Origin of the sequence: Haloimpatiens myeolchijeotgali (assembly GCF_042688525.2) — a bacterium.
GTDB lineage: Bacteria > Bacillota > Clostridia > Clostridiales > Clostridiaceae > Haloimpatiens.
Genome location: NZ_JBHWAB010000001.1, coordinates 919,923 through 945,486, shown reverse-complemented (window position 1 = coordinate 945,486; position 25,564 = coordinate 919,923). Strand labels below are relative to the sequence as shown.

General features: G+C 27.3%; 17 protein-coding genes and 1 riboswitch. Of the genes, 8 read left to right on the top strand and 9 right to left on the bottom strand.

Features of this window, described 5'->3' with window-relative positions; all coding sequences use genetic code 11:
• Positions 1-19: 19 nt before the first annotated feature.
• The gene (locus ACFIJ5_RS04260; protein ID WP_379804195.1) at positions 20-2,875 is read left to right on the top strand and encodes a YhgE/Pip family protein; all 2,856 of its coding nucleotides are present in this window, start codon (positions 20-22) and stop codon (positions 2,873-2,875) included.
• A gap of 349 nt (positions 2,876-3,224) precedes the next feature.
• Here ACFIJ5_RS04260 and ACFIJ5_RS04255 read toward each other — a convergent pair whose 3' ends face one another.
• Together ACFIJ5_RS04255 and ACFIJ5_RS04250 are read right to left on the bottom strand one after the other, a co-directional pair.
• A complete protein-coding gene (locus ACFIJ5_RS04255; protein WP_379804193.1) occupies positions 3,225-4,160 on the bottom strand; it encodes an SPFH domain-containing protein in 936 nt (311 codons plus the stop codon).
• 50 nt (positions 4,161-4,210) lie between these two features.
• The gene (locus tag ACFIJ5_RS04250; protein ID WP_379804191.1) at positions 4,211-4,642 is read right to left on the bottom strand and encodes an NfeD family protein; all 432 of its coding nucleotides are present in this window, start codon (positions 4,640-4,642) and stop codon (positions 4,211-4,213) included.
• A 346-nt stretch (positions 4,643-4,988) separates the two neighbouring features.
• Here ACFIJ5_RS04250 and ACFIJ5_RS04245 point away from each other — a divergent pair, with 346 nt between their 5' ends.
• Complete coding sequence (locus ACFIJ5_RS04245) at positions 4,989-6,899, top strand: NAD(+) synthase (protein ID WP_379804189.1); 1,911 nt, start codon at positions 4,989-4,991, stop codon at positions 6,897-6,899.
• Positions 6,900-6,975: 76 nt separating this feature from the next.
• Here the strand turns inward: ACFIJ5_RS04245 and ACFIJ5_RS04240 are convergent, their stop codons facing one another.
• The gene (locus ACFIJ5_RS04240; RefSeq protein WP_379804187.1) at positions 6,976-7,428 is read right to left on the bottom strand and encodes a hypothetical protein; all 453 of its coding nucleotides are present in this window, start codon (positions 7,426-7,428) and stop codon (positions 6,976-6,978) included.
• Between the two features lie 76 nt (positions 7,429-7,504).
• A complete protein-coding gene (locus ACFIJ5_RS04235) occupies positions 7,505-7,927 on the bottom strand; it encodes a YaaR family protein (RefSeq protein WP_379804185.1) in 423 nt (140 codons plus the stop codon).
• 411 nt (positions 7,928-8,338) lie between these two features.
• Between ACFIJ5_RS04235 and ACFIJ5_RS04230 the strand changes: the two genes are divergently transcribed.
• Both ACFIJ5_RS04230 and ACFIJ5_RS04225 read left to right on the top strand, forming a co-directional pair.
• On the top strand, positions 8,339-8,875 hold the full coding sequence (locus ACFIJ5_RS04230; protein ID WP_379809528.1) for a chromate transporter: 537 nt from the start codon (positions 8,339-8,341) through the stop codon (positions 8,873-8,875).
• On the top strand, positions 8,875-9,402 hold the full coding sequence (locus tag ACFIJ5_RS04225; protein WP_379804182.1) for a chromate transporter: 528 nt from the start codon (positions 8,875-8,877) through the stop codon (positions 9,400-9,402). The genes ACFIJ5_RS04230 and ACFIJ5_RS04225 overlap by 1 nt, the downstream gene beginning before the upstream one ends.
• A gap of 43 nt (positions 9,403-9,445) precedes the next feature.
• Here ACFIJ5_RS04225 and ACFIJ5_RS04220 read toward each other — a convergent pair whose 3' ends face one another.
• A complete protein-coding gene (locus tag ACFIJ5_RS04220; RefSeq protein ID WP_379804180.1) occupies positions 9,446-10,768 on the bottom strand; it encodes an MFS transporter in 1,323 nt (440 codons plus the stop codon).
• A gap of 740 nt (positions 10,769-11,508) precedes the next feature.
• Between ACFIJ5_RS04220 and ACFIJ5_RS04215 the strand changes: the two genes are divergently transcribed.
• The 3 genes from ACFIJ5_RS04215 to ACFIJ5_RS04205 all read left to right on the top strand — a co-directional run bounded on the left by ACFIJ5_RS04215 (position 11,509) and on the right by ACFIJ5_RS04205 (position 16,188).
• On the top strand, positions 11,509-14,175 hold the full coding sequence (locus tag ACFIJ5_RS04215) for a cation-translocating P-type ATPase (protein ID WP_379804178.1): 2,667 nt from the start codon (positions 11,509-11,511) through the stop codon (positions 14,173-14,175).
• Positions 14,176-14,538: 363 nt separating this feature from the next.
• Positions 14,539-15,870 carry a VanW family protein gene (locus ACFIJ5_RS04210; RefSeq protein ID WP_379804176.1) on the top strand — a complete coding sequence of 444 codons (1,332 nt, stop codon included), beginning with the start codon at positions 14,539-14,541 and terminating at the stop codon, positions 15,868-15,870.
• Positions 15,871-15,948: 78 nt separating this feature from the next.
• Entirely contained in the window at positions 15,949-16,188 is a 240-nt protein-coding gene (locus ACFIJ5_RS04205) for a YkoF family thiamine/hydroxymethylpyrimidine-binding protein (protein ID WP_379804173.1), read from the top strand.
• A 79-nt stretch (positions 16,189-16,267) separates the two neighbouring features.
• Here ACFIJ5_RS04205 and ACFIJ5_RS04200 read toward each other — a convergent pair whose 3' ends face one another.
• The 4 genes from ACFIJ5_RS04200 to ACFIJ5_RS04185 all read right to left on the bottom strand — a co-directional run bounded on the left by ACFIJ5_RS04200 (position 16,268) and on the right by ACFIJ5_RS04185 (position 21,942).
• Positions 16,268-17,467: a cation:proton antiporter gene (locus ACFIJ5_RS04200; protein ID WP_379804170.1), complete on the bottom strand. Its 1,200-nt coding sequence runs from the start codon at positions 17,465-17,467 to the stop codon at positions 16,268-16,270.
• A gap of 587 nt (positions 17,468-18,054) precedes the next feature.
• Positions 18,055-18,124, bottom strand: a riboswitch (Fluoride riboswitch).
• A gap of 335 nt (positions 18,125-18,459) precedes the next feature.
• Positions 18,460-19,008, bottom strand: coding sequence for a gamma carbonic anhydrase family protein (locus ACFIJ5_RS04195; protein ID WP_379804167.1), 549 nt, complete (start codon positions 19,006-19,008; stop codon positions 18,460-18,462).
• A 153-nt stretch (positions 19,009-19,161) separates the two neighbouring features.
• Complete coding sequence (locus ACFIJ5_RS04190; RefSeq protein WP_379804165.1) at positions 19,162-20,238, bottom strand: hypothetical protein; 1,077 nt, start codon at positions 20,236-20,238, stop codon at positions 19,162-19,164.
• 414 nt (positions 20,239-20,652) lie between these two features.
• Positions 20,653-21,942 carry a transposase gene (locus tag ACFIJ5_RS04185; RefSeq protein WP_379804162.1) on the bottom strand — a complete coding sequence of 430 codons (1,290 nt, stop codon included), beginning with the start codon at positions 21,940-21,942 and terminating at the stop codon, positions 20,653-20,655.
• Positions 21,943-22,402: 460 nt separating this feature from the next.
• Between ACFIJ5_RS04185 and ACFIJ5_RS04180 the strand changes: the two genes are divergently transcribed.
• Positions 22,403-25,450, top strand: a complete 3,048-nt coding sequence (locus ACFIJ5_RS04180) for a vitamin B12-dependent ribonucleotide reductase (protein WP_379804160.1) — start codon at positions 22,403-22,405, stop codon at positions 25,448-25,450.
• Positions 25,451-25,564: the final 114 nt, after the last annotated feature.

Sequence of the window (25,564 nt, the reverse complement as noted above, 5' to 3'; positions counted from 1 at the left end):
TACAGAAGGGAGGATGCTTGTGAAAAATATCTTAAAAATATTTACTAGTGATATAAAAAATATACTGAAGAACAAAATAGCGTTAATTATTGTATCTGGACTATTAGTTCTACCCTCTCTTTACGCATGGTTTAATATATACGCATCTTGGAACCCATATGATAACACTAATGGTATTAAAATTGCTGTTTGTAATGAAGATTCAGGAGCAAAAATAAGAGATGTGGATGTTAACATTGGTAAGGAAGTTCAAAAAACCTTGAAAAAAAATAAAGCTTTAGGTTGGATGTTTGTAGAAAATCCTGATAAAGCAATAAGTCTTGCTAATAAAGGAGAAGTCTATGCAAGTATTATAATTCCAAAAGACTTTTCAGAAAAAATCAGTACAATTTTAAGTAATAATCCTGTAAAACCCACTTTAGAGTATTACGTTAATGAAAAAATAAACGCTATTTCACCTAAAATCACTGATAAAGGTGCATCAACTATTCAAGCTAATATTGGTACATCTTTTGTTGAAAGTGTTACTGAGCAAGTTATTTCAACAATGCGAAATGCAGGAATAGAAGTGACGGATGTTAAACCACTATTAAGTATGCAAAAAGAAACTTTAGATTCTTTAATCAAAAAAGTACCCATTGTAATTGAACGATTAAAAAATAATTCTGTTTCAGTTAAACAAGGTTCAGACATTATTTCACTTTCTTCTAAAGACATAGATTTAATTACTACTGTTTCAAAAGATTTAATTTCGTTTACTGGAGATTTAAAAAAAGATATTGATACCATTAACAGTAAAACTGATGATCTTTCTGGTGATATTGTTGAAACACTAAATCTAACAAAAATCACTATTCAAGATTTAGATAACAACACTGTAAAGCTAAAAGAAAAAATCATATTAGAAAAACCTAATTTTACAGACGAACTTAGTGAAAGTTCAATTAATTTAGAAAAGCTAATTAGCGAAACTCGTTCTATTCAAAATAGTCTTAGAAATTTTGATAAGGATGTATCACCACAAATACAGAGTTTATATGTAACAATAGATAGCCAATTATCTGAACTTCAACAATTATTGAGAAGAATAAATTCTGCTGATTTAAATGACGATTCTATACATAATATTACAAAATCGATACGTGAATTAGATTCTAAAATTAGGTCTAATGTTTTAACTTTAAAGAGTATCTTACAAAATACTCTTCCAACTGTTACTACAAGACGTACTTACATAAGTAACTTAAATAATGATCTTTCTTCTTTACTTAAAGAGCTTGATGGCAAAACTTCACTTACGGAAAAAGCAAATATACTTTGTGGAAATGTTCTTACAGACATTCGTGAATTAAAAAACAGTGGTATAAATAATTCACCATTGCTTTTGAAAACTTTAAATTCAATAGAAAAAAATATTGAAAATTTAAAAGCTAATACAAATTTTAGTACTTCACTTAAAAATTTAAAATCGAACAAAAAAGTATTAGATGTTGAAGAAAAAACATGTAGTAGTTTGGAAACTACATTAAAAAATTCTCTTAATCAAGCTGATTCAATACTATCATTAGTTAATTCTATGGACACTCAAACTAATACAATTGATAAAGAAGTTACCAAATTTGTAACTGATGTTAAATATTACTCAAAATATTCAGAAAAGGATATATCAACAATTAGAACTAATCTAAACAAAATTTATAAGTTAGTGAAAAATGAACATAACTATTTAACACCTCATATTAAAGAGGTTTCAGATCTTTCGCTATCTAGATTAGATGATATATCTAATTTATTAAAAAATTTATCACAGGATCTCAAAAATACTGATAATGTTGAAAAATCTTTAAACACTATTCATAATTTAAACACAAATATGATTAGTAATATTGATAATTTAGTTATAAAAATTAATACAGATTTGACATCTACAATTAAAAGATATTTATCTGGTATCTCTAATTTTTCATCTGATATTAATACATTACTTGTAAGTGTTAATCAGAAATCTAAACCTGTAAAAGATTTTTTAAATAAACTATCTAATAATGGACAAGTTACAGCTGATGATATGATCAAATTTAGCAAAGATTTGCCTAAAATACAAAGTGATTTAATTCTTATAAATAAAAAATTAACTAATTTTATTGAAAAAACTAATTTTGATAAATTTCTAGACAAGGTTCAAAACAATAAAAATATTATTGCCAACTTTATGGCATCCCCAGTTGATTTAAATACCCATGCTCTATATCATACAAAAAATTATGGATGTGCTATGACTCCTTTTTACACGACATTAGCACTTTGGGTTGGAGTTTTAATTTTAGCTTCCTTATTAACAACTGAGACCAAGAATATAGATTTTGAACCTACTCATATAGAAGCTTATTTAGGAAAATTTCTTTTATTTAGTTCATTATCAGTTATTCAAGCCTTAATAGTATCTTTAGGTGATATATTTATATTGAAAGTTACTGCTTCTGATCCCGTTTTGTTTGTAGAGCTAAGCATGTTCTTAAGTTTAATATTCTGCTCTATAGTATATACTTTAGTTTATTTATTTGGGAATGTTGGAAAAGCAACAGGAGTTATACTTCTAGTACTACAAGTTGCTGGTTCTGGAGGAACCTTTCCAATACAAATGACTCCTAAACTTTTTCAAAAGTTATACGCATGGCTTCCTTTCACTTATGGTATTGGAGGTATGAGAGAAGCTATCTCAGGTGTGCTTTTCTCTGCACTAAAAAAAGATGTTCATATATTATCTCTTTATATAATTGTATCTTTAGCAGCCGGAATTTTGCTTGTAAATACAACTCATAAATATTTGGAAAAATTGTCTCATAAGCTTAAAGACTCCGGAGTTACTGAATAATTGAAATATCAAATATTGTGAAAAAGTATAAAGTACAAAGAAGAAAGTATAAATAAGGAAGATTTTTAAAAGTAAACTTTTGAAAATCAATTAATATAATTTAAACTTTGCTTAAATTCATATTAATAAAAGTTTTTCTGAAAGAAAAACATCCTTATTTATACTTTAAATTTTGTACTTTTTGCTTTCTCTAAAGACTTAGAACTTGTTACTGAAGTGAAATGTTTCAGAGTAATATATCATTTTCCGCAGCGACTGCATTTCATCTGCAAAAGTTGAGTTAATTATTTTTTAGTGAAGGATTCCTGTTCTTATACCTCTTTTTATTTTCTGGCTTGTATTGCTCGTGCTATTTTTTAAGGGTTTCTGCTATGGCTGCTATACTTCCTAGACTTGACAATGTTTCATTTGGAAGTATAAGCTTATTAGCTGGATTATTAGCCATTTCCTTAAGTGCTTCAACCTGTTTAAGTGCAATTACCCTTTCATCTGTTCCTGATTCAATTATAGCTGCATTAACTCTTCTTACAGCTTCAGACTCTGCATCTGCTATAGCTTTTATAGCATCCGCTTTACCTTGTGCTTCAAGAAGTTGAGATTGTTTAAGACCTTCTGCATGTCTTATGTTTGCTTCTTTTTCTGCTTCTGCTGAAAGTATCATAGCTTGTTTTTCTCCTTCTGCCCTTGCTATCTTACTTTGTTTTTCTCCTTCTGCTTGAAGAATAACAGCTCTCTTATCTCTTTCTGCTTTCATTTGCTTTTCCATTGCTTGTTGTATTTCAGCTGGTGGAAGAATATTTTTAATTTCTACAGAAAGAAGTTTAATACCGTATGCATCAGTTATTTCATCAACTATGTTTAAAAGTTTATTATTAATCTTATCTCTTCCTGATAAAACTTCATCTAATGACATATCTCCAACTATATTTCTCATATTAGTAATAGTTGAATAAACAATACCTGATTTAAAATCTTCAATGTTATAAACTGCATCTTTTGGATTCAAAATCTTATAGAAAATAACATTATCTATAGATATATTAACATTATCCTGAGTAATAACTGTTTGAGGTTGAATGTCTAGAATTTGTTGTTTTGTTGAAACTTTTCTTCTTACATAGTCTGCAAATGGTATAGTAAGATGCCAACCTGGTTGTAATATTCTATGGAATTGTCCAAATCTTTCAATTACATATACATAACCAGTATTAACAACTTTGATTGATGATAAAATCATCACAATAACTACTGCTAACAAAAATATAATTAATATTTTGCCAATCATTTTACCCACTCCTCGTTTATAATTTTATATTTATAATTTTTTTATATATACTATTTAATTTTCTTTATAACTAATTTATTTCCTTCTATACCTATAATTTTTATTTTATCTCCTTTCTTCACATATTCTCCTTCGTTTTTAACTGTCCAATAAATTCCACTAATTTTTATAGTACCCTTCTCACTTAGTTCTCTATCAGATACAAATTCTTTACCTATATAACTTTCTTCCATAGTCTTAATCTTAGGTACAGTTTTTTTCATATTTTTCTTTATAATTGGATATCCAATTGCCATAAATATTATACTAATAACTATAAATATTATTAGTTGTATAGGAAAAGGATATCCTAATATTAATGATATTATTGCTGCTATTCCTCCTACTGTAAACCATACAAACAAAAAACTACTTGTAGTTATATCAATAATTAATGCCCCAACTGCAATTATGAGCCAGATTATTAAATAAAACGAATCCATATTAAATACCTCCCTTCTTATTCTTTTTCATATTTTTATTATATAATAATTAGATGTACATTGACATTAAATGTACTTAAAACTTTTATTTAATATTAAGCTATTACATTTAAGTTATGTTATGTTTATATTATACGTTATTTTTTTAAATATTAAAAGTTTGATTTTATGCTAAAATAGGTTATTTTATAACTCTTTTTAGTGTATTTCTCATTTTTTTATAGGGTTATATATATTTTCTACGTTTTTCTAAAAAATATACCTATATCTATTTAGAAATATTTTATTTAAGTAATTTGAATGTTATAATTATAAAGAATTAAAAAAGGAATGGAGTGATAAAATCATGGATAATGGTTTTGTAAGAATCTCTACTGCTTGCCCCATAACAAAAGTAGCAGATATTGATTTTAATATAAAGAATATAAAAAAATGCATCGATATGGCTGTTGAATCTAATTCCAAATTTATAGTTCTTCCAGAACTTTGTATAACATCATACACATGCGGAGATTTATTTAATCAAAATAGACTTTTACAAAAATGTGAAATTTCACTAAAAAGTTTATGTGATTTTTCACAAGATAAAGATATTTTAATAGCTGTAGGTGCACCTATGTATCACAACTATTGTTTATATAATTGTGCTTACATTATATTCAAAGGACAAATACTTGGTATAGTTCCAAAAAGTTATTTACCTAATTATACTGAATTCTATGAAAAAAGATGGTTTACAGAAGGAGTTGGACTAGTAAATAAAACTGTAGATTTATCTTTTGAAAAAAATATACCTTTTGGAACTAATTTAATTTTCTCCTGTGGAAAATTAAAATTTGGTATTGAGGTATGTGAAGATTTATGGGTTACTATACCTCCTAGTAGTTATTTAAGTCTACTTGGTGCTAATATACTTGGAAATTTATCTGCTTCCAATGAATTAGTAAGCAAATCAGATTATAGACGAGACTTAATAAAAAATCAAAGTGCTCGATGTATGTGTGCCTATGCCTATGCTTCTTCTGGTGTTTTTGAATCATCTACAGATTTGGTCTTTAGTGGACATCTTTTAATAAGTGAAAATGGTGGAATTTTAAAAGAAAATAGTAGGTTTCAAAGAGAAAATCAAGTTATTACAACAATTGTAGATGTAGCTAAATTGAATGCTGAAAGATTGAAAAATGTGAGCTTCAGAGATAGTATAAAATTATGTCCATATGAAGCAAAAACAATTGAATTTGAATTTTCAAGCTATAACTTGAAAAATTTTGATAGATACCTAGATAAACATCCTTTTGTTCCTTCCAATGAAAAAGAAAGAGATGAAAGATGCAAAGAAATTTTCAACATACAAACTTCTGCTTTAGCTAAACGTCTAACTCATACTAATATTAATAAAGCTGTCGTAGGTATATCTGGTGGCCTTGATTCAACTTTAGCATTATTAGTTACTGTTAAAACATTTGACATGCTAAAAATTCCTAGAAAAAATATAATAACTGTAACAATGCCTGGTTTTGGCACTACAGATAGAACCTATAATAATGCAGTTGATCTTTGTAAAAATTTAGATACAGAACTTAGAGAAATAAATATAGTAGATGCGTGTCTACAACATTTTAAAGATATAAACCACCCTGTAGAAAAACATGATGTAACTTATGAAAATGTTCAAGCACGAGAAAGAACTCAAATTCTCATGGATATAGCAAACAAAGAAGGCGGTCTTTTAATTGGTACAGGAGATTTATCTGAGCTAGCCTTAGGTTGGTGTACATATAATGGGGATCACATGTCAATGTATTCTGTAAATTGCTCAGTTCCTAAAACTTTAGTTAGATATTTAGTAAATTATGTAGCACAGAAAGAAGTTTCAGAAAAAGTCTCTCATATTCTAATAGATATATTAGAAACTCCTGTTAGTCCAGAACTTCTTCCAAAAGATAAGGATGGAAATATTTCTCAAAAAACTGAAGACATAGTTGGCCCTTATGAACTTCATGACTTTTTCCTATATTATTTCATAAAACAAGGAGCATCTAAAGAAAAAATATTATTCTTAGCTGAAATGGCTTTTGAAGATATTTATGATAAAGATACTATAAGCAAATGGTTAGATAAATTCATGAAGAGATTTTTTACTCAACAGTTTAAACGTTCAGCTCTTCCTGACGGTCCTAAAGTTGGAACAATAAGTCTTTCACCAAGAGGAGACTGGCGAATGCCATCAGACGCAAGTTATAAATCATTTATTTAATATAAATAAAATAGCACGTTATAGGGAAAAAAGTTTCTATAATATCACGTGCTATTTTATTTTTACTTTATATTTTTTACACTTTATAATCTATTTTATTGCTTTTATAAGGTATACACCTAGGGGGAACATTATGAAATATATAATTCCCAATCTTATCTGTTATAGTATAATCTACTGGTATTATATTAGCTTCTTTAGCGTACAAAACAACAGTTGCATATTCAATAGGTTCTTCTGTTTTTTGGTCTAATATTTTTCCATATATATTACTCTTACCAAAATATTTTAGCTTGATATTTATTATTGTTGTGTACTTGCAAATATTAACAATTCCATTATAGCCTTTATATTGAGGTCTTTTAATTTTCAGTACATACTTCCCAAAGGGAATATTGAAAAAATTTACTATTCCACAATTATTTGTTTTTCCTTTAAATTTAAATTTTTCATTTTTTAAATATATATATACGTTATCTATTGGAAGTTCATATTTATTAAATACAGAAAATATAATACAACCTTTCATTTTCATCTTCCCTATACATATAATTGTTCTTATTATATGTATATTTAATTAAATGTATTATTGTTACAATAGCACATTACTTATATAGGTCTATCACAATCCCTGTAATTTCATCTATAGTACTTGCAATATTTAAATTATCTTTCTGATCATTTAAAATCATTTTAGTTAATTCTTCTAACTTCGCATCTATTGTATCAACCGTTATAAAATATTGCGTTTGCCAAAAACTTATATCTTTTTCTACATTGTACATATGCTTTAACACTGACTCTAAATATTCTTTTATTAAATTTTTATACGCTCTAACATCCGCATAACATTTAGTAATAGCTAATCTATTACCTTTTTTCTTTATATCATCCAGCATTTCTTTTAACTGCTGTTCTGATTTTTGTTGTCTTGCAAAATTGAAATTTTGTGAAAAATCTTTTCTACTTTTTATTGACTTCTTTTCTGAAGTTATGGGTCTATTTCTGTTTATTCTCCCTATTTCCAAAATATCACATCCTCATTCATATAATCTATATACTAAAGTAACTACTATGTATAATAAAAAGTGCATTAGTTATATCTTTCTGTTCTAATAAAACATTTTAAATCAAATTATATTTTTAACTTAATTGAAATTTTTTTAGCTTCAAAATTTATAATTCATACTATACTTAATATTATATTAGAAACCCATAAAAATTTAAACTGTATTAAAAATATAAATAATCTTCTTAATTTATATATAAAGTTTTTCTGTAAGAAAAACATCCTCATTTGTACTTTTTACTTTGTACTTTTAACTTTTCTTTTATAAGTACTTTTTACTTTTCTTTTCTAAGTACTTTCCTAATCATTTAGTGGACAGTTCGCTAACATAGGGAGTATAATCTACTTGAAAAGTCGGAGGTGATAAATGATGAATAAAATTTTAACCATGTTCTGGAGTTTTTTCAAGATAGGAGCCTTTACCTTTGGAGGAGGCTATGCCATGATTCCCCTTATAGAAGCTGAAGTAGTAACAAAACGTAACTGGATATCAAAAGAAGAGTTCTTAGATATAATTGTTATATCTCAAACTTTTCCTGGTGCTTTAGCTGTAAACAGCTCCACTTTTATTGGATACAAAATTGGAGGTCTTTTAGGAGCCCTTTTAGCCCTTTTAGGAGTTGTACTACCATCTTTTCTCATTATAATTGCTATAGCAGCTCTTTTTATGCAGTTTAGAAATAATCACATAGTAGATTTAATTTTTAAAGGAATTGGAGCAGCAGTTCCTATGCTTATTCTTATAGCTGTAGTAAGTCTTTTTTCATCATTAAAGAAAAATACTATAAACTACATAATTATACTTATATCTATTATATCAATCTTAGTATTTCACGTTCATCCAGTACTAGTTGTAATTATTTCTGGACTTTACGGTATTATATTTCTTAGGAAGCAGGTGAAATAATGAAGCTTTTAATCGAAATATTTTTATCCTTTTTAAAAATAGGAGCCTTTGGTTTTGGAGGCGGATATGCAATGCTTCCATTAATACAAAAAGAAATTGTAGAAAATAAACATTGGATTGACTTTCAAACATTTAAAGATATAATAGGAATTTCTCAAATGACACCAGGTCCTATAGCTATAAATTCAGCAACCTTTGTTGGTTTTAATGTATCTGGAGTTTTAGGAAGTGTAGCTGGTACTTTGGGTGTCATTACTATTTCATTTATTTTAGTAACCATAGCAACCCACTATTTAATAAAATTTAAAGAATCAAAAATACTAAAATCTGCACTTATGGGTATGCGCCCTGCACTTATAGGTTTAATAATATCTGTATTTATTCAACTAGGAAAGCAATCATATACAGAAGTTAAAGCCATTATTATTGGCTTAATAATTGGTGCCCTGCTATTTAGCAATAAATTACATCCTATAATTGTAATAATTATTTCTGCACTTCTAGGAATAATTTTCTACGGAATATAATAAACACCCTAACATATTTTCTGTTAGGGTGAAAACTGCAAAATTAAGCTGCTTGTTCTTTTTTATCGTCAGAAGACAATCTATTATACTTTTTAGTAAATATAACTAATAACATAATTGCTGCTATAGCATATATAACTCCTGTTACATAATATGCTGTTCCATATCCACCAGGCTTTGAGAATATAAATTGTTTTCCCAATATTCCTGCTACAACTTGTGCAAGTCCTTGTGCAACATATATTACAGAGTTATATGCTGGTCTAGCTTCTTTTGATACAAATTCCATTGGTAGTGATTGCTGAACTGGTTGAGCAGCATTCATGAAACCTGCTCTTAAAAACAATCCTAATCCAACTGCCATAACCATATGTGAACCAAAAGCTGAACCATTTGCTATTAAAAGCATAAATGGTATTGACATCAAAGCTAATCCTCCAAGAGATATAACTCTTCCAAACTTTTTAACAATCCAAGGTGATGCAAATACAAATAAAACTATTGCAAAATGTTGAGACGAGATAAGTGTAGACGTTGTACTTCTATCTATTCCCATTCTACTTAAAAATACTGAATAATATGGAGTTATTAATGAAGCTCCAAATCTTATTAAGAATATGAATACTACATATAAAATAATATATTTATTAAAAAATGCACTCCAATTTATTTTTTCTTTCTTTTCCTTCTTAACTACTTTATAGTCTTTTGCATCTTCTTTAACCATTAATATTGGTATAAGTGCTAAAGCTGCTACTACTGCAAAAATCAATAACGCATCTTTATGTGCTCCAACATAAGCTGCTAATTGAGTAGGATTGAAATCTGCTACTTTTTCTGTTAAAGTTTTAGCTTCTCCATATCCTATTCCTAATCTAGTTGCAAATCTAGTAGATATTATTTTTCCACCTACATAAGTTCCAACTACCATACCTGCAATGTTTGTCCATATTGTTGTTGAAAAAACTTTTGGTCTTTCTTCTTCAGTAGTATAGCAACTTAAAAATGGTGATAGTACAGCATCAAACATACATACACCTATCATAACAATTGAGGCTGCTATAGCTACTAATGCAACTGATTGAACCTTTGTAATAAGCAACAATCCTATTACTATTGAAATTGGTCCAAAAGCCATTACTTTTTTATATCCCAATTTAGGAATAACTAACAAAAGCGCTGCTCCTCCATAGAAACCTACTCCCATAATTATTGCCATACTTGCAGCTATACCTTTTGTAGCTTCTGATGCATCAAGAAAAGTAACCATAGTATCTAATGCTACTCCACCTAATATACCCATAAATACATAAGCTAATATAAACATCCAACTATTATGTTTATGTCTTTTTACCTCTTCTGACATTTGTGACTCCCCCCCGTTTTTGTATTCAAAACTTTTAAAATGAATTTCTTCTTTCATAAAGGGCCCATTAATGAAACTTGAAATCCATTACAAATATAATATATTTTTGTCACAAAAGCAATACTTTAGCAAATATTATTTCAATAAATTTTGAAATGAATTTAAATATTCTATTTTCAAAATTTAATAATTATTCTTCATTTTGAGAAAAATACTAAAATAATATCAAATTATTTCATCATTCCTTAATTTTTATCATATTTATACATTTATATCAAATCAAAATTCTACTCAATTGTCTACTTTTAACTACAAAAAATATATATCATATAAATTATTTTTCATATATTAATTCTATATAGCATGTATCAAAATTTATATATTTTATTTTTCTTAATTTTATTTATTTTTAAAATATTTGTGCATATAATTAATTAATTTCATTATATACATAATGAAATATTTATTTCATTTTTATGTATTCCTAGTAATTTTATTTTTATACATATTATGGTATAATTATTTTAGTTTATACGCATATATATAATTACAAAGGGGAGTAGCAAAAGCTTATAGCTTTAAATTATTCGTCACTACGGTTTATAAACCCGGATAATTTGCTCATTAATGAGTTTGCAAGACCTTTGTCCTAATATTTATTATATTAGGACAAAGGTCTTTTTAAAATTTTATTTATAAATTAACAAATTTATTAAAATACTATAAAAGAGGTGAATATGATGTGGTATAACAAAGACAAAAATGAAATTTTAAATGAATTCGATACTAACTCCGAAACTGGTCTTACTACAGAAGAAGTAGAAAAAAGAATAGAAAAATATGGTTTTAATAAACTAGCAGCAAAAAAACAAAAAAGTATTTTAAAAATGATATTTGAACAATTTAATGACATTCTAATATATATCTTACTTGCTGCTGCAGTTGCTTCTGCTCTTTTAGGTGAAGTCAGTGACGCTATAATAATTGCAATAGTTATACTAATTAATGCTGTAGTTGGTATAATTCAAGAATCTAAAGCTGAAAAAGCACTAGAAGCACTCAAAAAATTATCTACACCTAAAGCATTAGTAAAACGTAATGGAGAAATAAAAGAGATTTCATCAATAGAAGTAGTTCCTGGAGATATAATAGTTTTAGATGCTGGTAGATTCATACCTTGTGATTTAAGACTCATAGAAAGTGCTAATTTAAAAGTTGAAGAGTCTGCACTTACTGGAGAATCTGTACCAGTTGAAAAAAATGCAGAATTAACTCTTAATAATACCGACGTTCCTCTTGGAGATCAAAAAAATATGGCTTTCATGTCCACATTGGTAACTTATGGCAGAAGCATCGGTGTATCAGTAGCTACAGGAATGAACACAGAAATAGGTAAAATAGCAAAAATGCTTGAACAAAAAGACAATGAACAAACCCCTCTTCAAAAAAGACTTACTGAGCTTGGAAAAGTTTTAGGTATTGGTGCCCTTTGTGTATGTGGAATAATGTTTTTATTAGGTCTTATTCAAAAAAGGCCACCTTTTGAAATGTTTTTAACAGCTATAAGTTTAGCAGTTGCAGCTATTCCTGAAGGTCTTGCAGCTATTGTAACTATAGTTCTTGCTATTGGTGTTCAAAAAATGATCAAAAAAAATGCAATAGTAAGAAAGCTACCTGCTGTTGAAACTTTAGGTTCGGTAAATATAGTATGTTCAGATAAAACTGGAACACTAACTCAAAATAAAATGACCGTTACAAAGTTTTTTGCAGATGATTCTATTTATAATATAGATTCTTTAAATCCTGAAAATCCTGTACATAAACTTTTACTCGAAAACTTAGTTTTGTGCAATGATGCTACTTATTCTGAAGAATCTCAAACTGGTGATCCAACAGAAATAGCATTAGTTGCTGCAGGAAACAAATTTAATATCGTAAAAGAAAATCTGGAAACTATTCATCCTAGGGTAAATGAACTGCCATTTGATTCTGATAGAAAGCTAATGACTACTGTAAATAAATATGAGAATAAATATTATGTAATGACCAAAGGTGCAATAGATAATTTACTGAATATTGTTAATAAAGCTTATATAAACGGTCAAGTAATTAATTTAACTGAAGATTTAAAAAATCAAATACTAAAAGCATCATATTCTATGTCTAATGATGCTCTTAGAGTATTAGGGGCTGCATATAAAATATTAGATTCTACTAATAATAAATCTAATTCTTTAGAAAATGATTTAATTTTCATAGGACTCGTTGGAATGATTGATCCTCCAAGAATTGAAGTAAAAGATTCTATTAATTTATGTAAAAAAGCTGGTATAAAAACTATCATGATAACGGGTGATCATAAAAAAACAGCCTTCGCTATTGCTAAAGAGCTTGGAATAGCAGCAAGTGAAAATGAATCCATATCTGGTGTAGAACTTGATAAATTATCACAAGAAGAATTAAATAAAAAAGTAGATAATTTAAAAGTATTTGCAAGAGTTTCACCTGAACATAAGGTTAAAATAGTAAAAGCCTTTAAATCTAAAGGAAATATAGTATCTATGACAGGTGATGGTGTTAATGATGCTCCTTCATTAAAAAGTGCAGATATAGGTGTTGCAATGGGTATTACTGGTACAGATGTTGCTAAGGGTGCTGCAGATATGGTATTAACAGATGATAATTTTTCAACTATTGTTACTGCCATTGAAGAAGGAAGAAATATATTTAACAACATAAAAAAATCAATACTATTTTTACTTTCCTGCAATATAGGAGAAATTTTCGCTATTTTTATCTCTGTATTACTAAAATGGCCAACACCACTTATACCAATACACATTTTGTGGGTAAATTTAATAACAGATACACTACCAGCTCTTTCGCTTGGTATGGACCCTGGTGATCCTGGTGTAATGAACCTCAAACCTAGAGATCCTAAAGCAGGCTTATTTAAAAATTCTACAACAAACTTACTTTTAAATGGTTTTCTTATAGGTTTATTGACATTAGCAGCCTTTGTAACAGGTATTAAAGTATATACAAATACCACAAGTTTATTCCCATTAGTACCTAACAATATACCATTTGATGCTTTAGAACATGCTCAAACAATGTCTTTTGTTGTTCTTAGTGTATCTCAATTAGTACATTCTTTAAATATGAGAAATGAAACTAAATCTATTTTCAAAATAGGATTATTTTCAAATATGTATTTAATTGGTTCCATTATCATTGGTATTTTCCTACAAGATATAATAATTACAGTACCAGCTCTTGCTAAAGTATTCAAAGTACATGCATTAAGTGCCATAGACTGGTTATTTGTATCAATACTTTGTTTAATTCCTCTACTATTTAATGAAATTGTTAAAGCAATCAAAAGAAATAAAATAAAAGATAAATAATTCAACTTTCGCAGTAAAAAAACACTGCTTAGCGAAGGGAAATGATATCTTGCGTAAGAAACATTTAATATCAATTAAGAATTAATAATTAAAAATTAATAATTAAGGTTAATTTTTGCTTTAGCAAAAATTTAAAATTATATATTACTTATTTTGCCCTAAGGCAAAATTTCCTTTATTATTAATTATTCATTATTAACTATTAATTATCTTTAAAATAAAAGGTTTCTAACCAATATATCATTTCCCGTAGCGGTTGTTTTTCACCTGCGAAAATTGAGTTATTAATTTAAAATTTTAGTATTTATATATTTTTTTATACTGGGAAAACTATTATAAAATACATTTTGGGAGGAAAATATCATGAAAAAATTTTATACTAAAGCAATTCCTTTTGGTATTATATTTTTAACAGTTGTTTTTATGATATCTTGTAATAATCCTAAAAAAAATAATACATCTAATACAAAAACAATTCCCAATCCTTCTAAAATCTATATAGAAAATATAGATGTTACAGACAAAAGTAAAGATGAAACTTTAAAATTACTAAAAGATAAATATCAGGGAAAAAATTCTGACAAAAAAATAATAGTAGAAACTGAAAAAGCAAGTTATTCTCTAACTTGGTCAAATCTAAAAATAAATTATGATCTAAATAAAGCTGTAAATGAAGCCTACGATTTAATTAAAAAAGTTAAATCAAATGATTTTAATGGCAAAAAAATAATTAAATTGAATCTTTCTTATGATAAAACTGTATTAGATAAATTTATAAATACAATCTCACAAAAAGTTAATCGAAAAGAAATCAACGCATCAATTTCTGCAGATACTTCATCTAAATTAACAATTAAACCTGAAACAATTGGATTAATTGTTGATAAAAATGCATTAAAAAAATCTATTGTTGACAGTATATATAAATCTACAGAAAAAAATATAACAATACCTGTACCTACCAAAAAAATTGAACCAAAAATAAAAAAATCTAATCTAGAAAAAATCAATACAAAGATATCTACATTTTCTACTAAATTATCAGGTTCTAAAGAAAGAATTAATAATATTGCTATTGCTTGTAAACCTCTCAATGGAATTATACTAATGCCTAATCAATCATTCAGCTTTAATAATACAATAGGTGAAACCACCTCTAAAAAAGGCTATAAAGAAGCGCCTGTAATTATAGACAATAAATTAGTTCCTAGCTTAGGTGGTGGAATATGTCAAGTATGTACCACTCTTTATAATTCTATTTTAAGAGCTAACATACCTTCTGTGGAACGCCATAATCATAGTATGCCTTCCACGTATGTAAAAATAGGATTAGATGCTACAGTATTTTATGATAATATTGACTACAAATTTAAAAATACTCTCAAATATCCTATATATATTCAAGGTTATATAAAAAATAATCTCCTTACTTTTAATATATACTCAAACTCAAGTTTAAACAATAAAAAATATGATTTTGATAGTAAAGTATATGAAATAGTACCTAATAAAACCAAAACCATTTATGATAATAAACTTACCAAGGGTAAGGAATTAGTTGAAATTAAAGGGAGTAAAGGATACAAAGTAAATGTTTATAAAATTACTTATGAAAATAAGAAACAAATTTCAAAAAAGCTAATATATAAGGATTTTTATAAACCTGTTGATAGATTAGTAAGGATAGGTAAATAACACAATAGTATTTCAGTATACTATCATCTCTTCTTCACATACTAGTAATACACATTAATTTTAAGAGGTGATTTTTAAATGATTGCAGCTGAAGTTGCTATATATCCTTTAAAAACTAATAATGCTTCACAAGTTATTAATAATTCTATAAATACCTTACACAATACAGATGTTGCTTATTCTATAGATTCAATGAATACACATTTAACAGGTTCAAAAGAAGAAGTTTTTCACTGCCTTCAAAAAATGTTCTGTGAAGCTGAAAATACTGGCGGTGAAATAAATATGGTAGTTACAGTAACAAATGCAAGTGAATAAATAAAACTAAGGACTGCGTTTTAATGCAGTCCTTAGTTTTATGAAAATTCTATAGAACATCTTCCTTAAAATTTAAAAATTATGCTACTTCTATTTCGTCATTACTATTATCTTCTAAAAGTTTTGGTGCAGATGAATTAATTGCTATAGCTCCTAATGGCGCTGTTAAGATAATTGCTAATACTGAAATAGCTAAAATAAGCTCACCATTCGGTATTCCCATTTGAAAAGGTATAGCTCCTATGGCTGCCTGTACTGTAGCCTTTGGAGAATATGCTATAGCACAAAATAGCCTTTCTTTTCTATTAAGATTAGATCCTGCAAGAGCTATAAACACTCCTATAGTTCTTCCTATAAGTCCTATTAAAATAACTACTATTCCTATTATTCCTGCATTTACTGCTACTGGAATATTAACCGCCGCACCAATTAATGCAAATAAGAATACTTGAGCAAAATACCAAATTTTATTAAGTTGACTTTCTAATCTTTTAGCTGTTTTTTCACATTTTTCTAATAAAATAAAACCAAGTGTCATTACACTTAAAAGTCCTGATACATGTATTAGATCACCTATTACAACTAGGAAAAACGCTGTAATTAAAAGTACTGCTAATTTTTCTAATTCTGTAATTCTAGATTCAAAATTATTATATATTTTTTCTAATATGTAACCAGAAATTATACCAAATAAAATACCACCTATTATTTCTACTGGTATTTTCATAAGCTGCATTCCAATAGACTGTCCTGAATTTGAAGACATACCTAAAAATACAGTAAATATTGTTATAGCAAAAATATCATCAATAGATGATCCTGCTAAAATTACTATTGGAATACCCTTTTTAGTTCCTAATTTTCTTTCTTTTAAACTTAACATTGCTGGTACTACTACTGCCGGTGATACTGCTGCAATTATAAATGCTAACATTCCTGCTTGTAATATAGGTAAATGTAATAGTTTATGAGAAATAAAAAGTAATACTGCTCCCTCACATAAACATGGTATAGCGCTCATTTTTATAGATACTTTACCAACTTTTTTAAGTAATTGTTTATTTATACCTAATCCTGCCCTTAATAAAATAATTATAAGTGCTATCTTTCTTATGTCCCCTGAACTTGCCATTATTGTTTTATCTAACAAATTTAATCCATATGGTCCAACAATAACTCCTGCAATTATCATTCCCAGAAGTGCTGGAAGTTTTATTTTACTAAATAGCTTGCCCAAAAGTATTCCTAAGAATAGTATTAACATAATACTTTTAATCATAATATTCCTCCTTGTGTTATATAGTTTTAACTCAACTTTTACAGTAAAAAAATACTATCTAGCAAATAAAAATGATATATTGTATAAAAACATTTAACAACAATTAATAATTAAATTAGTTATTTTGCCCTAAGGCAAAATTTCCTTAATTATTAATTATTCACTCAACTTTCGCAGTAAAAAAACACTGCTTAGCGAAGGGAAATGATATCTTGCGTAAGAAACATTTGAACAAAGTTTACAAGTTCTTAGCTTTACGAATTTGAAAAAAGTTATTTTTTAATTACTGATTCCTACGGAATATTAATTAAAAAATCTTTTTTCAATATGAGTAAAGCTTAGAACTTGTTACTGAAGTGAAAGGTTTCTAAGCAAGATATCATTTCCCGTAGCGGCTATTTTTTACCTGCGAAAGTTGAATTATTCATTATTAACTATTAATTATCTTTAAAATACAAGTTTCAGAACAAGATATCATTTCCCACAACGACTATTTTTCACCTTGGAAAGTTGAAATTATAATTTAAATTTTAAATTATAACAATATGTAATTTTTTCAATAAAAAAACTTCTACGAATATATCAAAACATTCGTAGAAGCCATTAGCAAAATTGCATTTTAGGAAAACCTTGGAGAGCTTCATCTCCGTTATTAAAATCTTGTTTGATTATATCATCATATTATTTTCTTGTCAATATCCAACTTCATTGTTTCAAAACTTACTTATTTTGTCCTAATGCAGAATTTCCTTCATCCATTATTAATTATTCACTCAACTTTCGTAGTACAAAAATACTACCTAGCGAAGGTAAATGATATATTGCGTAAGAAACATTTGAACAAAGTTTACAAGTTCTTAGTTTTACGAATTTGAAAAAAGTCATTTTTTAATTACTGATTCCTATGGAATATTAATTAAAAAATCTTTTTTCAATATGAGTAAAGCTTAGAACTTGTTACTGAAGTGAAAGGTTTCTGAGCAAGATATCATTTACCGCAGCGGTTGTTTTTCACCTGCGAAAGTTGAGTTACCTATTATTAAATACTCTTTAGAAAGCTTAACATAGTGGTCTACTGATTCCTGTATAGATTTTATTTCTTCCTGAGTAAGCTTTCTAACTACCTTTGCAGGAGAACCAAGACATAAAACACCTTCTGGTATCTTTTTATTTTGAGTTACTAAACTCCCTGCTCCAACTATTGTATTTTTACCTATTTCAGCTCCATTTAATATTATAGTTCCCATTCCAATAAGCACATTATCATTTATTTTACATCCATGTATTATAGCATTATGTCCTATTGTTATATTATTTCCTATTATAGTTGGGTATTTACCACTATCTACATGTACTACAGTATTATCTTGTATATTAGTATTCTCACCTACACATATTATGTTGCTATCTCCTCTTAAAACAGCTCCAAACCATATACTAACATTTTTCTCTATAGTTACATCCCCTATTACATCTGCACTTTCTGCAATAAATGTACTTTTATCTATTTTAGGAGATTTATCTTTATAATTATATACCACAATATATTTCCCCTTCCTTTTAATTGTTAAATCAATAAATTCTTTTAAAAAATTCATAATTTTTTTAATAAAAATAAAAACTTGCCTATTTTAATAATATAATTAATCATTAAAATAGACAAGTTCTATAAATTCAAACTTAATTCTTAAATATTATTGTGCTGCTTTTAGTTGTTTTTGCAACTTCTCTTGAGCATTCATTTGTTGTTTCATAAAATCATAGTAATCTACAACCTTAGAATCTTTCTTACTTGGAAGTTGAATTTTCATATCTTTATTAATATCAAAAATATCAATATCTACATTGCATGAAAAGCTTTCAGATTTTTCTGATACTAAATTTATATCTAATATTTCTTTAGCTACATATCCATTTTTTATTCCAAACTCTAATACAATACCCTTATCTCCTATTATTTTAGGCATTTTATCTATGTCTGAAAGTGCTTTCTTTACATCAAACTTTTTACTTGAAGTTTTTTGGTCCACAGTCTCTAAGAAACTTGTTAATTCTTTTTGTCTTTTTTCATCTTTAAGATAAGCTTTTAAAAATTTCTTTAAACCTTCATTATCTATTTTTATTTGATACATATGAAGTTTTTCTTCTTTTCCATTTACTTTCATATCTTTGTTTCCATTGTCTACTACTATTTTTTTACCATTTTCATCTGTATATGTTTTTACAAACTCATAAAAACCTTGTTGAAATTTTGTAGATTTTTGTACCATATCTTTAGTCTGCATTTCAGGAATTTGTTCTTCCTTTATTTTTAGTTCCTTTTGAATCTTATCCATGCTATCTTTTCCTAAATAAAGATAATCAAAATCCTTAGAACCTGCTGGCATTTGACTCTTTAAAAATTCTGGAAGCTTCATGAAGACTTTGTAATCCTCATTGTTTTTATCTAAGTTTACTTCTGATAAAACACCATAATCAACAGCTATTCCCATCATATTAAGCTTTATGTTCATATCTGTTTTAACATACTTATCTTTATTTTGTTGAACTTTACCATCCAATGTGAAATTCATATTACTTAAAAGATTAGCTAATTCTTTTTGATTACCACCCTTTTGTGATAATTTAACTTTTGCATTAAAAGCATAAGAATTAACTTTTGAAGTTTTTTGTATTGCATCTAATAATTTATTGCTTGAACCACATCCTGCCATAGGCAAAATCATCATTGCAGCTACAGCAAAACATATAATTTTTTTAAAACTTTTCATAGAGAAACCCCCTTCTTTTGTAATGTATATTAATTTTAAACTATAACTAATTAAATTTTAATACATATTGTTTACAAAATACAAACTTATGCCTTAAACGTCTAAATTTAATACCAAAATATCTAATGTTGTAAATTAAACACCTCATATATTATATCAAAAATATTATATATATACCATACATTATATTTATATTAATTAATTTCTAATTACCTAAGTTTCGTACAAATATAAAACTTATATTTGTATATATTTGTCTGGTATTATTAGTTATAATATTCCGCTATTTCCCAGTTTTTAGGCGTAGCCTCTTGGTTTTATATTCCAATTTTAAAAATGGCAACACTAAAAACAGGTAAATATTAATTTGAAATTTTGGATTATATTTCATTAGTTAAAATTTCATTTTTAACCTCAAATATCAAAAGAAAGTTGAGTATATTGTGGTCTGGAAAGTGCGTCAGCAATTATCTTAGATAGTTTTGTTAATGGTGGAATATTAACTATAATTCCTTTACTAGTTCTTTTGACAAAACCTTTTATATTTCCAACTTTCTTAACTAAAGCACCTACCCCTACATCATACAGTTCTGTTTCATATAGAACTGTAGACTTAAAACAACTTATGAGGTTATGTGTTATAAATACTAACCATAAGAAACCATAGATTCCGAAAAATTTTTTAGTTCTTAGGTTTTTTATATGGTATACATTTTTAGCCATTTTAAAAAATGCTTCTATAGTTTGACGTTCATTATAAAAGTGAAATAGTTCTACTGCATTCATTTCTTTAGAACTTATATTTGTTATAAGCAAAGAATATTTTAAATTTCCCTTTTTAGATAATGTTTGAACTATAATATACCTAAGTCCATTCTCTACTGAAAATTCATATACCCAAGCAGCTTTATCGGCTTTAATATATTCTGAATAAGGTATATTTTTTGCAAGATTTTTAGCTTTAACAGTAGAGTATGCTTTTGTAACAAACTTTAGTTTAGGAGTTGACAATAATTTTTCAATATTGTCTGATGAACCAAAGCCACTGTCAGTTCTTAATATTAGATTACCATTAAGAAGTTGCTCTCTATATTTAGATAAAATAGACTTTAATAAGTCATCATAATGATCAGTACAGTGGCTATTTCCTGAATCTAAAGACATTGCTACTGTTTCAGAATGCTTACCTGTAAATGCGGCAGCTAATTGATATCCACTTTGATTTTTCTTTTTAGAAAAGTAACCTTTTTCTGCTAATTCAAAGGTTTTACCATTAGCAATTAATCCTGTTTGGTCGCAGTCTACGACTACTTTATGTTGTGAGCTAATAGAATTACTATGCTCTATAAATAAAGTATGATGAATATCTTGTAGCTGGTTTATACTGTCTGAATCAAAACGTGTAAGCAACAAATTAATCTGTGATTGATCTGGAACTCTATCCATATCAAATATATTTGCAGTAAGTTTTTCTACTCCAAGCTTTTCATTGATATCCTTAGTTGTTTCGCAACCAATAACTATAGACATCATAGTGGTAATAAGCTTTTGATATACAGAATATTTTACTTTCTTCATTTTGAGCTTAAAGCTCTCAAGTGGCTTAAAAAAATTAATTTTCAAACCAAATTGCATTACTGAAATTAACCAAGTGGAAGTAGTTTCTTCTTTACAATTGTCTTGAGTAAAGGTAAAATTATTCATATGGATAATACCTGCCTTTCATAATTTTTTGTGGTAAGAAAATTATACTCTAAGGCTTGGTATTATCCACTATTTATTTTTTGGAAACTATAATATGGAAATTACTAAAGTTTCGTTTGTACGAAACTTAGGTAATTAGTATATAAATTTTATATTAAATCAAAATTTATTTATATATTATATAAAATAAAAACTATGGAAAGTTTATTTTTATAACTTTTTAAAAAAAGATTGATCAATTTTTTTTATTGAACATTTAAAGATTTTACTCTATAATACAACATATAGTGTTCGTTTTTGAATATAATAACTATATATAGTTGTTGTGGCAAATTTACATTATATGTATTATACTATACTTAAACTCATTTTTATAGCTATATATTGAAATAATGTAATATTTTACTTTTTTTTAAAAAATGGAGGTGACACTTACCAACCAATGTTGGTAAAACTAAATATGAAAAATTTAAAATCCTTGTTCAAAAGAGTTTTTACAAAAGATTTGGAAAAAGATAAAAATAAAACTGTATATGATCTTTTTAAATGGAAAAAAGTTAATGTAACATTACAAGATCACAAAACTGGAAAAACATTAATTAACATGACTAACTTAGAATTTCCATGTCATTATTCTCAAAATGCTTGTGATATAATTGCATCTAAATATTTTAGAAAATCTGGTGTACCTAATGAATGTGGCTATGAAAACAGCATGAAAATGGTAGCACACAGGATAGTTAATTTTTGGAGTGAATCTTTAAAAGATGAAGGACTTATAGAAACTGATGAAGAAGCATCTATTTTTTATGATGAAATGGTATATGCCTTTTTAAATCAAATGTACGCTCCAAATTCTCCACAGTGGTTTAATACTGGTCTTGCACATTCTTATAATATTAAGGGTAATAAACAAGGAAGTTTTTATTTTGATGAAAAGTTAAATAAAGTAATAGAAAGCAATGATGCCTATTCTCGTACACAAGCATCTGCATGTTTTATTCTATCCATTGAAGATAAACTTCTTGGAAATCATTCTATATCAGAACACTTTGTAACCGAAACAAGACTTTTTAAAGGTGGTTCTGGTACAGGAACTAATTTTTCAAGTATAAGAGCTAAAAATGAAAAACTTTCAGGTGGAGGAGTTTCTTCTGGTCTCATGAGCTTTTTAAAAGCTTTAGATAGAAATGCAGGAGCTATAAAATCTGGAGGAACAACAAGACGTGCTGCAAAAATGCTTTGTTTAGATGTAGATCATCCTGAAATTTTGAATTTTATAACATGGAAAGCAAAAGAAGAACAAAAAGTAAGAGATTTAGGCAAAATGGGATACGATACAAATTTTGAAGGAGAAGCATATGAAACTGTATCTGGACAAAATGGAAATAATTCAATAAGATTTTCAGATGACTTCATGAAAAAAGTTAAAAATTTTAAAAATAACCCTGATGAAACTATAGAACTCAAAGGTAGAGTTGATAATAATGTAAATAAAACTGTTCTAGTAAAAGAAATTTGGGATAAATATAATAAGTCTATATGGGAATGTGCTGACCCTGCAGCTCAATTCGATGATACATTCAATGCTTGGCATACTTGTCCTGCTGGAGAAGACGGAAAAGTTAATTCAAAATATAATAGAATAAATTCTACCAATCCTTGTGGAGAATATGCGTTTTTAGATGACACAGCTTGTAATTTAGCTTCAATAAATTTATATAAATTTTATGATAATAAAACTAAAAAATTTGATGTAACTAGTTATACACACTTAATAGGTCTTATTCAACTTGCTTTAGAAGCTTCTATTAATTGGGGTCAATTTCCAACTAAAGATATAGCAAGGAAATCATATTTATTTAGAACTACTGGGCTTGGAGTTGCAAACATAGCCTCACTTTTTATGGTAATGGGATATCCTTATGATTCTGATAAAGCAAGAAATTTAGCTGCATCTTTAACTGGTATACTAACTGGTTACTCATATTATGTTTCATCTTTAATGGCTGAAAAAATAGGTACCTTTAATAAATATGATATAAATAAAAAATATATGTTAAAAGTAATAAGAAACCATGCAAGAGCTGCTGGAGCTCTAAATGACAATTTCGAAGATTTACATTATACCCCTTTTAAAATTAATCACAAATTATTAGAAGCTGAAAATCTAAAAGATATTAGTTCTGCCTTAAAACAATGCTTTACTAACGCTTTAGAAAGTGGTGAAAAATATGGATATAGAAATGCTCAAGTATCCGTAATAGCCCCAACAGGTACTATTTCACTTGCAATGGATTGTGGTGCTACTTCTATAGAACCTTATTTTAGCCATTTTGTATATAAAAAACTTTCAGGTGGCGGATATATGACTATAGTTAATCCTGTAATAGAAGATTCCCTTGAAAATTTAGGTTATAATAAACATCAGATTAAACATATTTTAAATTATATATTGAGAAAAGAAAAAGTAACTGAAGATGGTTTTGAATATGAGAAAATCATAGATGGAAAAATTGAAGGAGCTCCTCATTTAAAACAAGAACATTTATCAATTTTTGATACTTCAAATATTTGTGGAACAGGTAAAAAATATATATCTTATATGGGACACGTACTTATGATGGCTGCATTAACACCCTTTGTTTCAGGATCAATATCAAAAACTGTTAATTTACCAAAAACAGCTTCAATTAATGATATAGCTGATGTAACTTTAAAATCTTGGAAACTAGGTGTAAAAGGAATTTCAATATATAGAGATTCTTCTAAAGTAAGTCAGCCTTTGAATAATCAACTAACTGATTCTAAAAATAAATGTTTAGAAGATTTAAATTATAAAGAACTTTTAATGGAAGCTAATAATCTTACTGAAAAACTCAAAGATTTTAAACATGTTCACAAATATTCAAGTCGTGATAAACTTATAGGAATAAGACAGGGCAAAACCCATCCTGCTCAAATTGATAACGTAAAAATATATACTACTGTAAATAGAAATGAAACTGGCGAAATATCAGAAATATATATTACTACAGATAGAGAAGGTACAACAATAATGGGGCTTTTAAATTCACTTTCAAAATCTATATCTGTGATGCTTCAATATCATGTACCTCCAAAAGATATTTCTAAAATGTTAAAGGGGCAAATATATGAGCCTTATGGTTTTGTACAAAAACATCCATATATAAAATACGTAACTTCAATATCTGATCTTATAAGTAAAATAATTGATATTGAAATAGGTGATTTTTCGCGTTGTCAAGTTAAACCTGAAAATTTAGCAGCTGTAACTAACGAGGAAACAAATAGTAATCATATTAAAAATATAGATTTAAATACTTTTGCAAATAAAAGTTCAGATATAATTTCACATGAAACTACTGAAATTCAAGGTGAAAGATTATATACAGAAACTTGTCCAAATTGTGCAAGCACAAGAATGGTACAAAACGGTACCTGCAAAGTATGCCTTGATTGCGGAACAACCACTGGATGCTCCTAAAAGATAGAGGACAGTTGAGAGTTGACAGAGGATAGATAACAGTGAAAAAAGGGTATAAGATTAAGAAATATTTTAATGATAATTAAGAACTCAACTTTCACAGTAAAAAAACAC

Coding starts and splice junctions, on each gene's coding strand:
- ACFIJ5_RS04255 (WP_379804193.1), bottom strand. CDS start 4,160: ATGATTGGCAAAATATTAATTATATTTTTGTTAGCAGTAGTTATTGTG.
- ACFIJ5_RS04250 (WP_379804191.1), bottom strand. CDS start 4,642: ATGGATTCGTTTTATTTAATAATCTGGCTCATAATTGCAGTTGGGGCA.
- ACFIJ5_RS04245 (WP_379804189.1), top strand. CDS start 4,989: ATGGATAATGGTTTTGTAAGAATCTCTACTGCTTGCCCCATAACAAAA.
- ACFIJ5_RS04240 (WP_379804187.1), bottom strand. CDS start 7,428: ATGAAAGGTTGTATTATATTTTCTGTATTTAATAAATATGAACTTCCA.
- ACFIJ5_RS04230 (WP_379809528.1), top strand. CDS start 8,339: ATGAATAAAATTTTAACCATGTTCTGGAGTTTTTTCAAGATAGGAGCC.
- ACFIJ5_RS04225 (WP_379804182.1), top strand. CDS start 8,875: ATGAAGCTTTTAATCGAAATATTTTTATCCTTTTTAAAAATAGGAGCC.
- ACFIJ5_RS04220 (WP_379804180.1), bottom strand. CDS start 10,768: ATGTCAGAAGAGGTAAAAAGACATAAACATAATAGTTGGATGTTTATA.
- ACFIJ5_RS04215 (WP_379804178.1), top strand. CDS start 11,509: ATGTGGTATAACAAAGACAAAAATGAAATTTTAAATGAATTCGATACT.
- ACFIJ5_RS04210 (WP_379804176.1), top strand. CDS start 14,539: ATGAAAAAATTTTATACTAAAGCAATTCCTTTTGGTATTATATTTTTA.
- ACFIJ5_RS04205 (WP_379804173.1), top strand. CDS start 15,949: ATGATTGCAGCTGAAGTTGCTATATATCCTTTAAAAACTAATAATGCT.
- ACFIJ5_RS04200 (WP_379804170.1), bottom strand. CDS start 17,467: ATGATTAAAAGTATTATGTTAATACTATTCTTAGGAATACTTTTGGGC.
- ACFIJ5_RS04190 (WP_379804165.1), bottom strand. CDS start 20,238: ATGAAAAGTTTTAAAAAAATTATATGTTTTGCTGTAGCTGCAATGATG.
- ACFIJ5_RS04185 (WP_379804162.1), bottom strand. CDS start 21,942: ATGAATAATTTTACCTTTACTCAAGACAATTGTAAAGAAGAAACTACT.
- ACFIJ5_RS04180 (WP_379804160.1), top strand. CDS start 22,403: ATGAAAAATTTAAAATCCTTGTTCAAAAGAGTTTTTACAAAAGATTTG.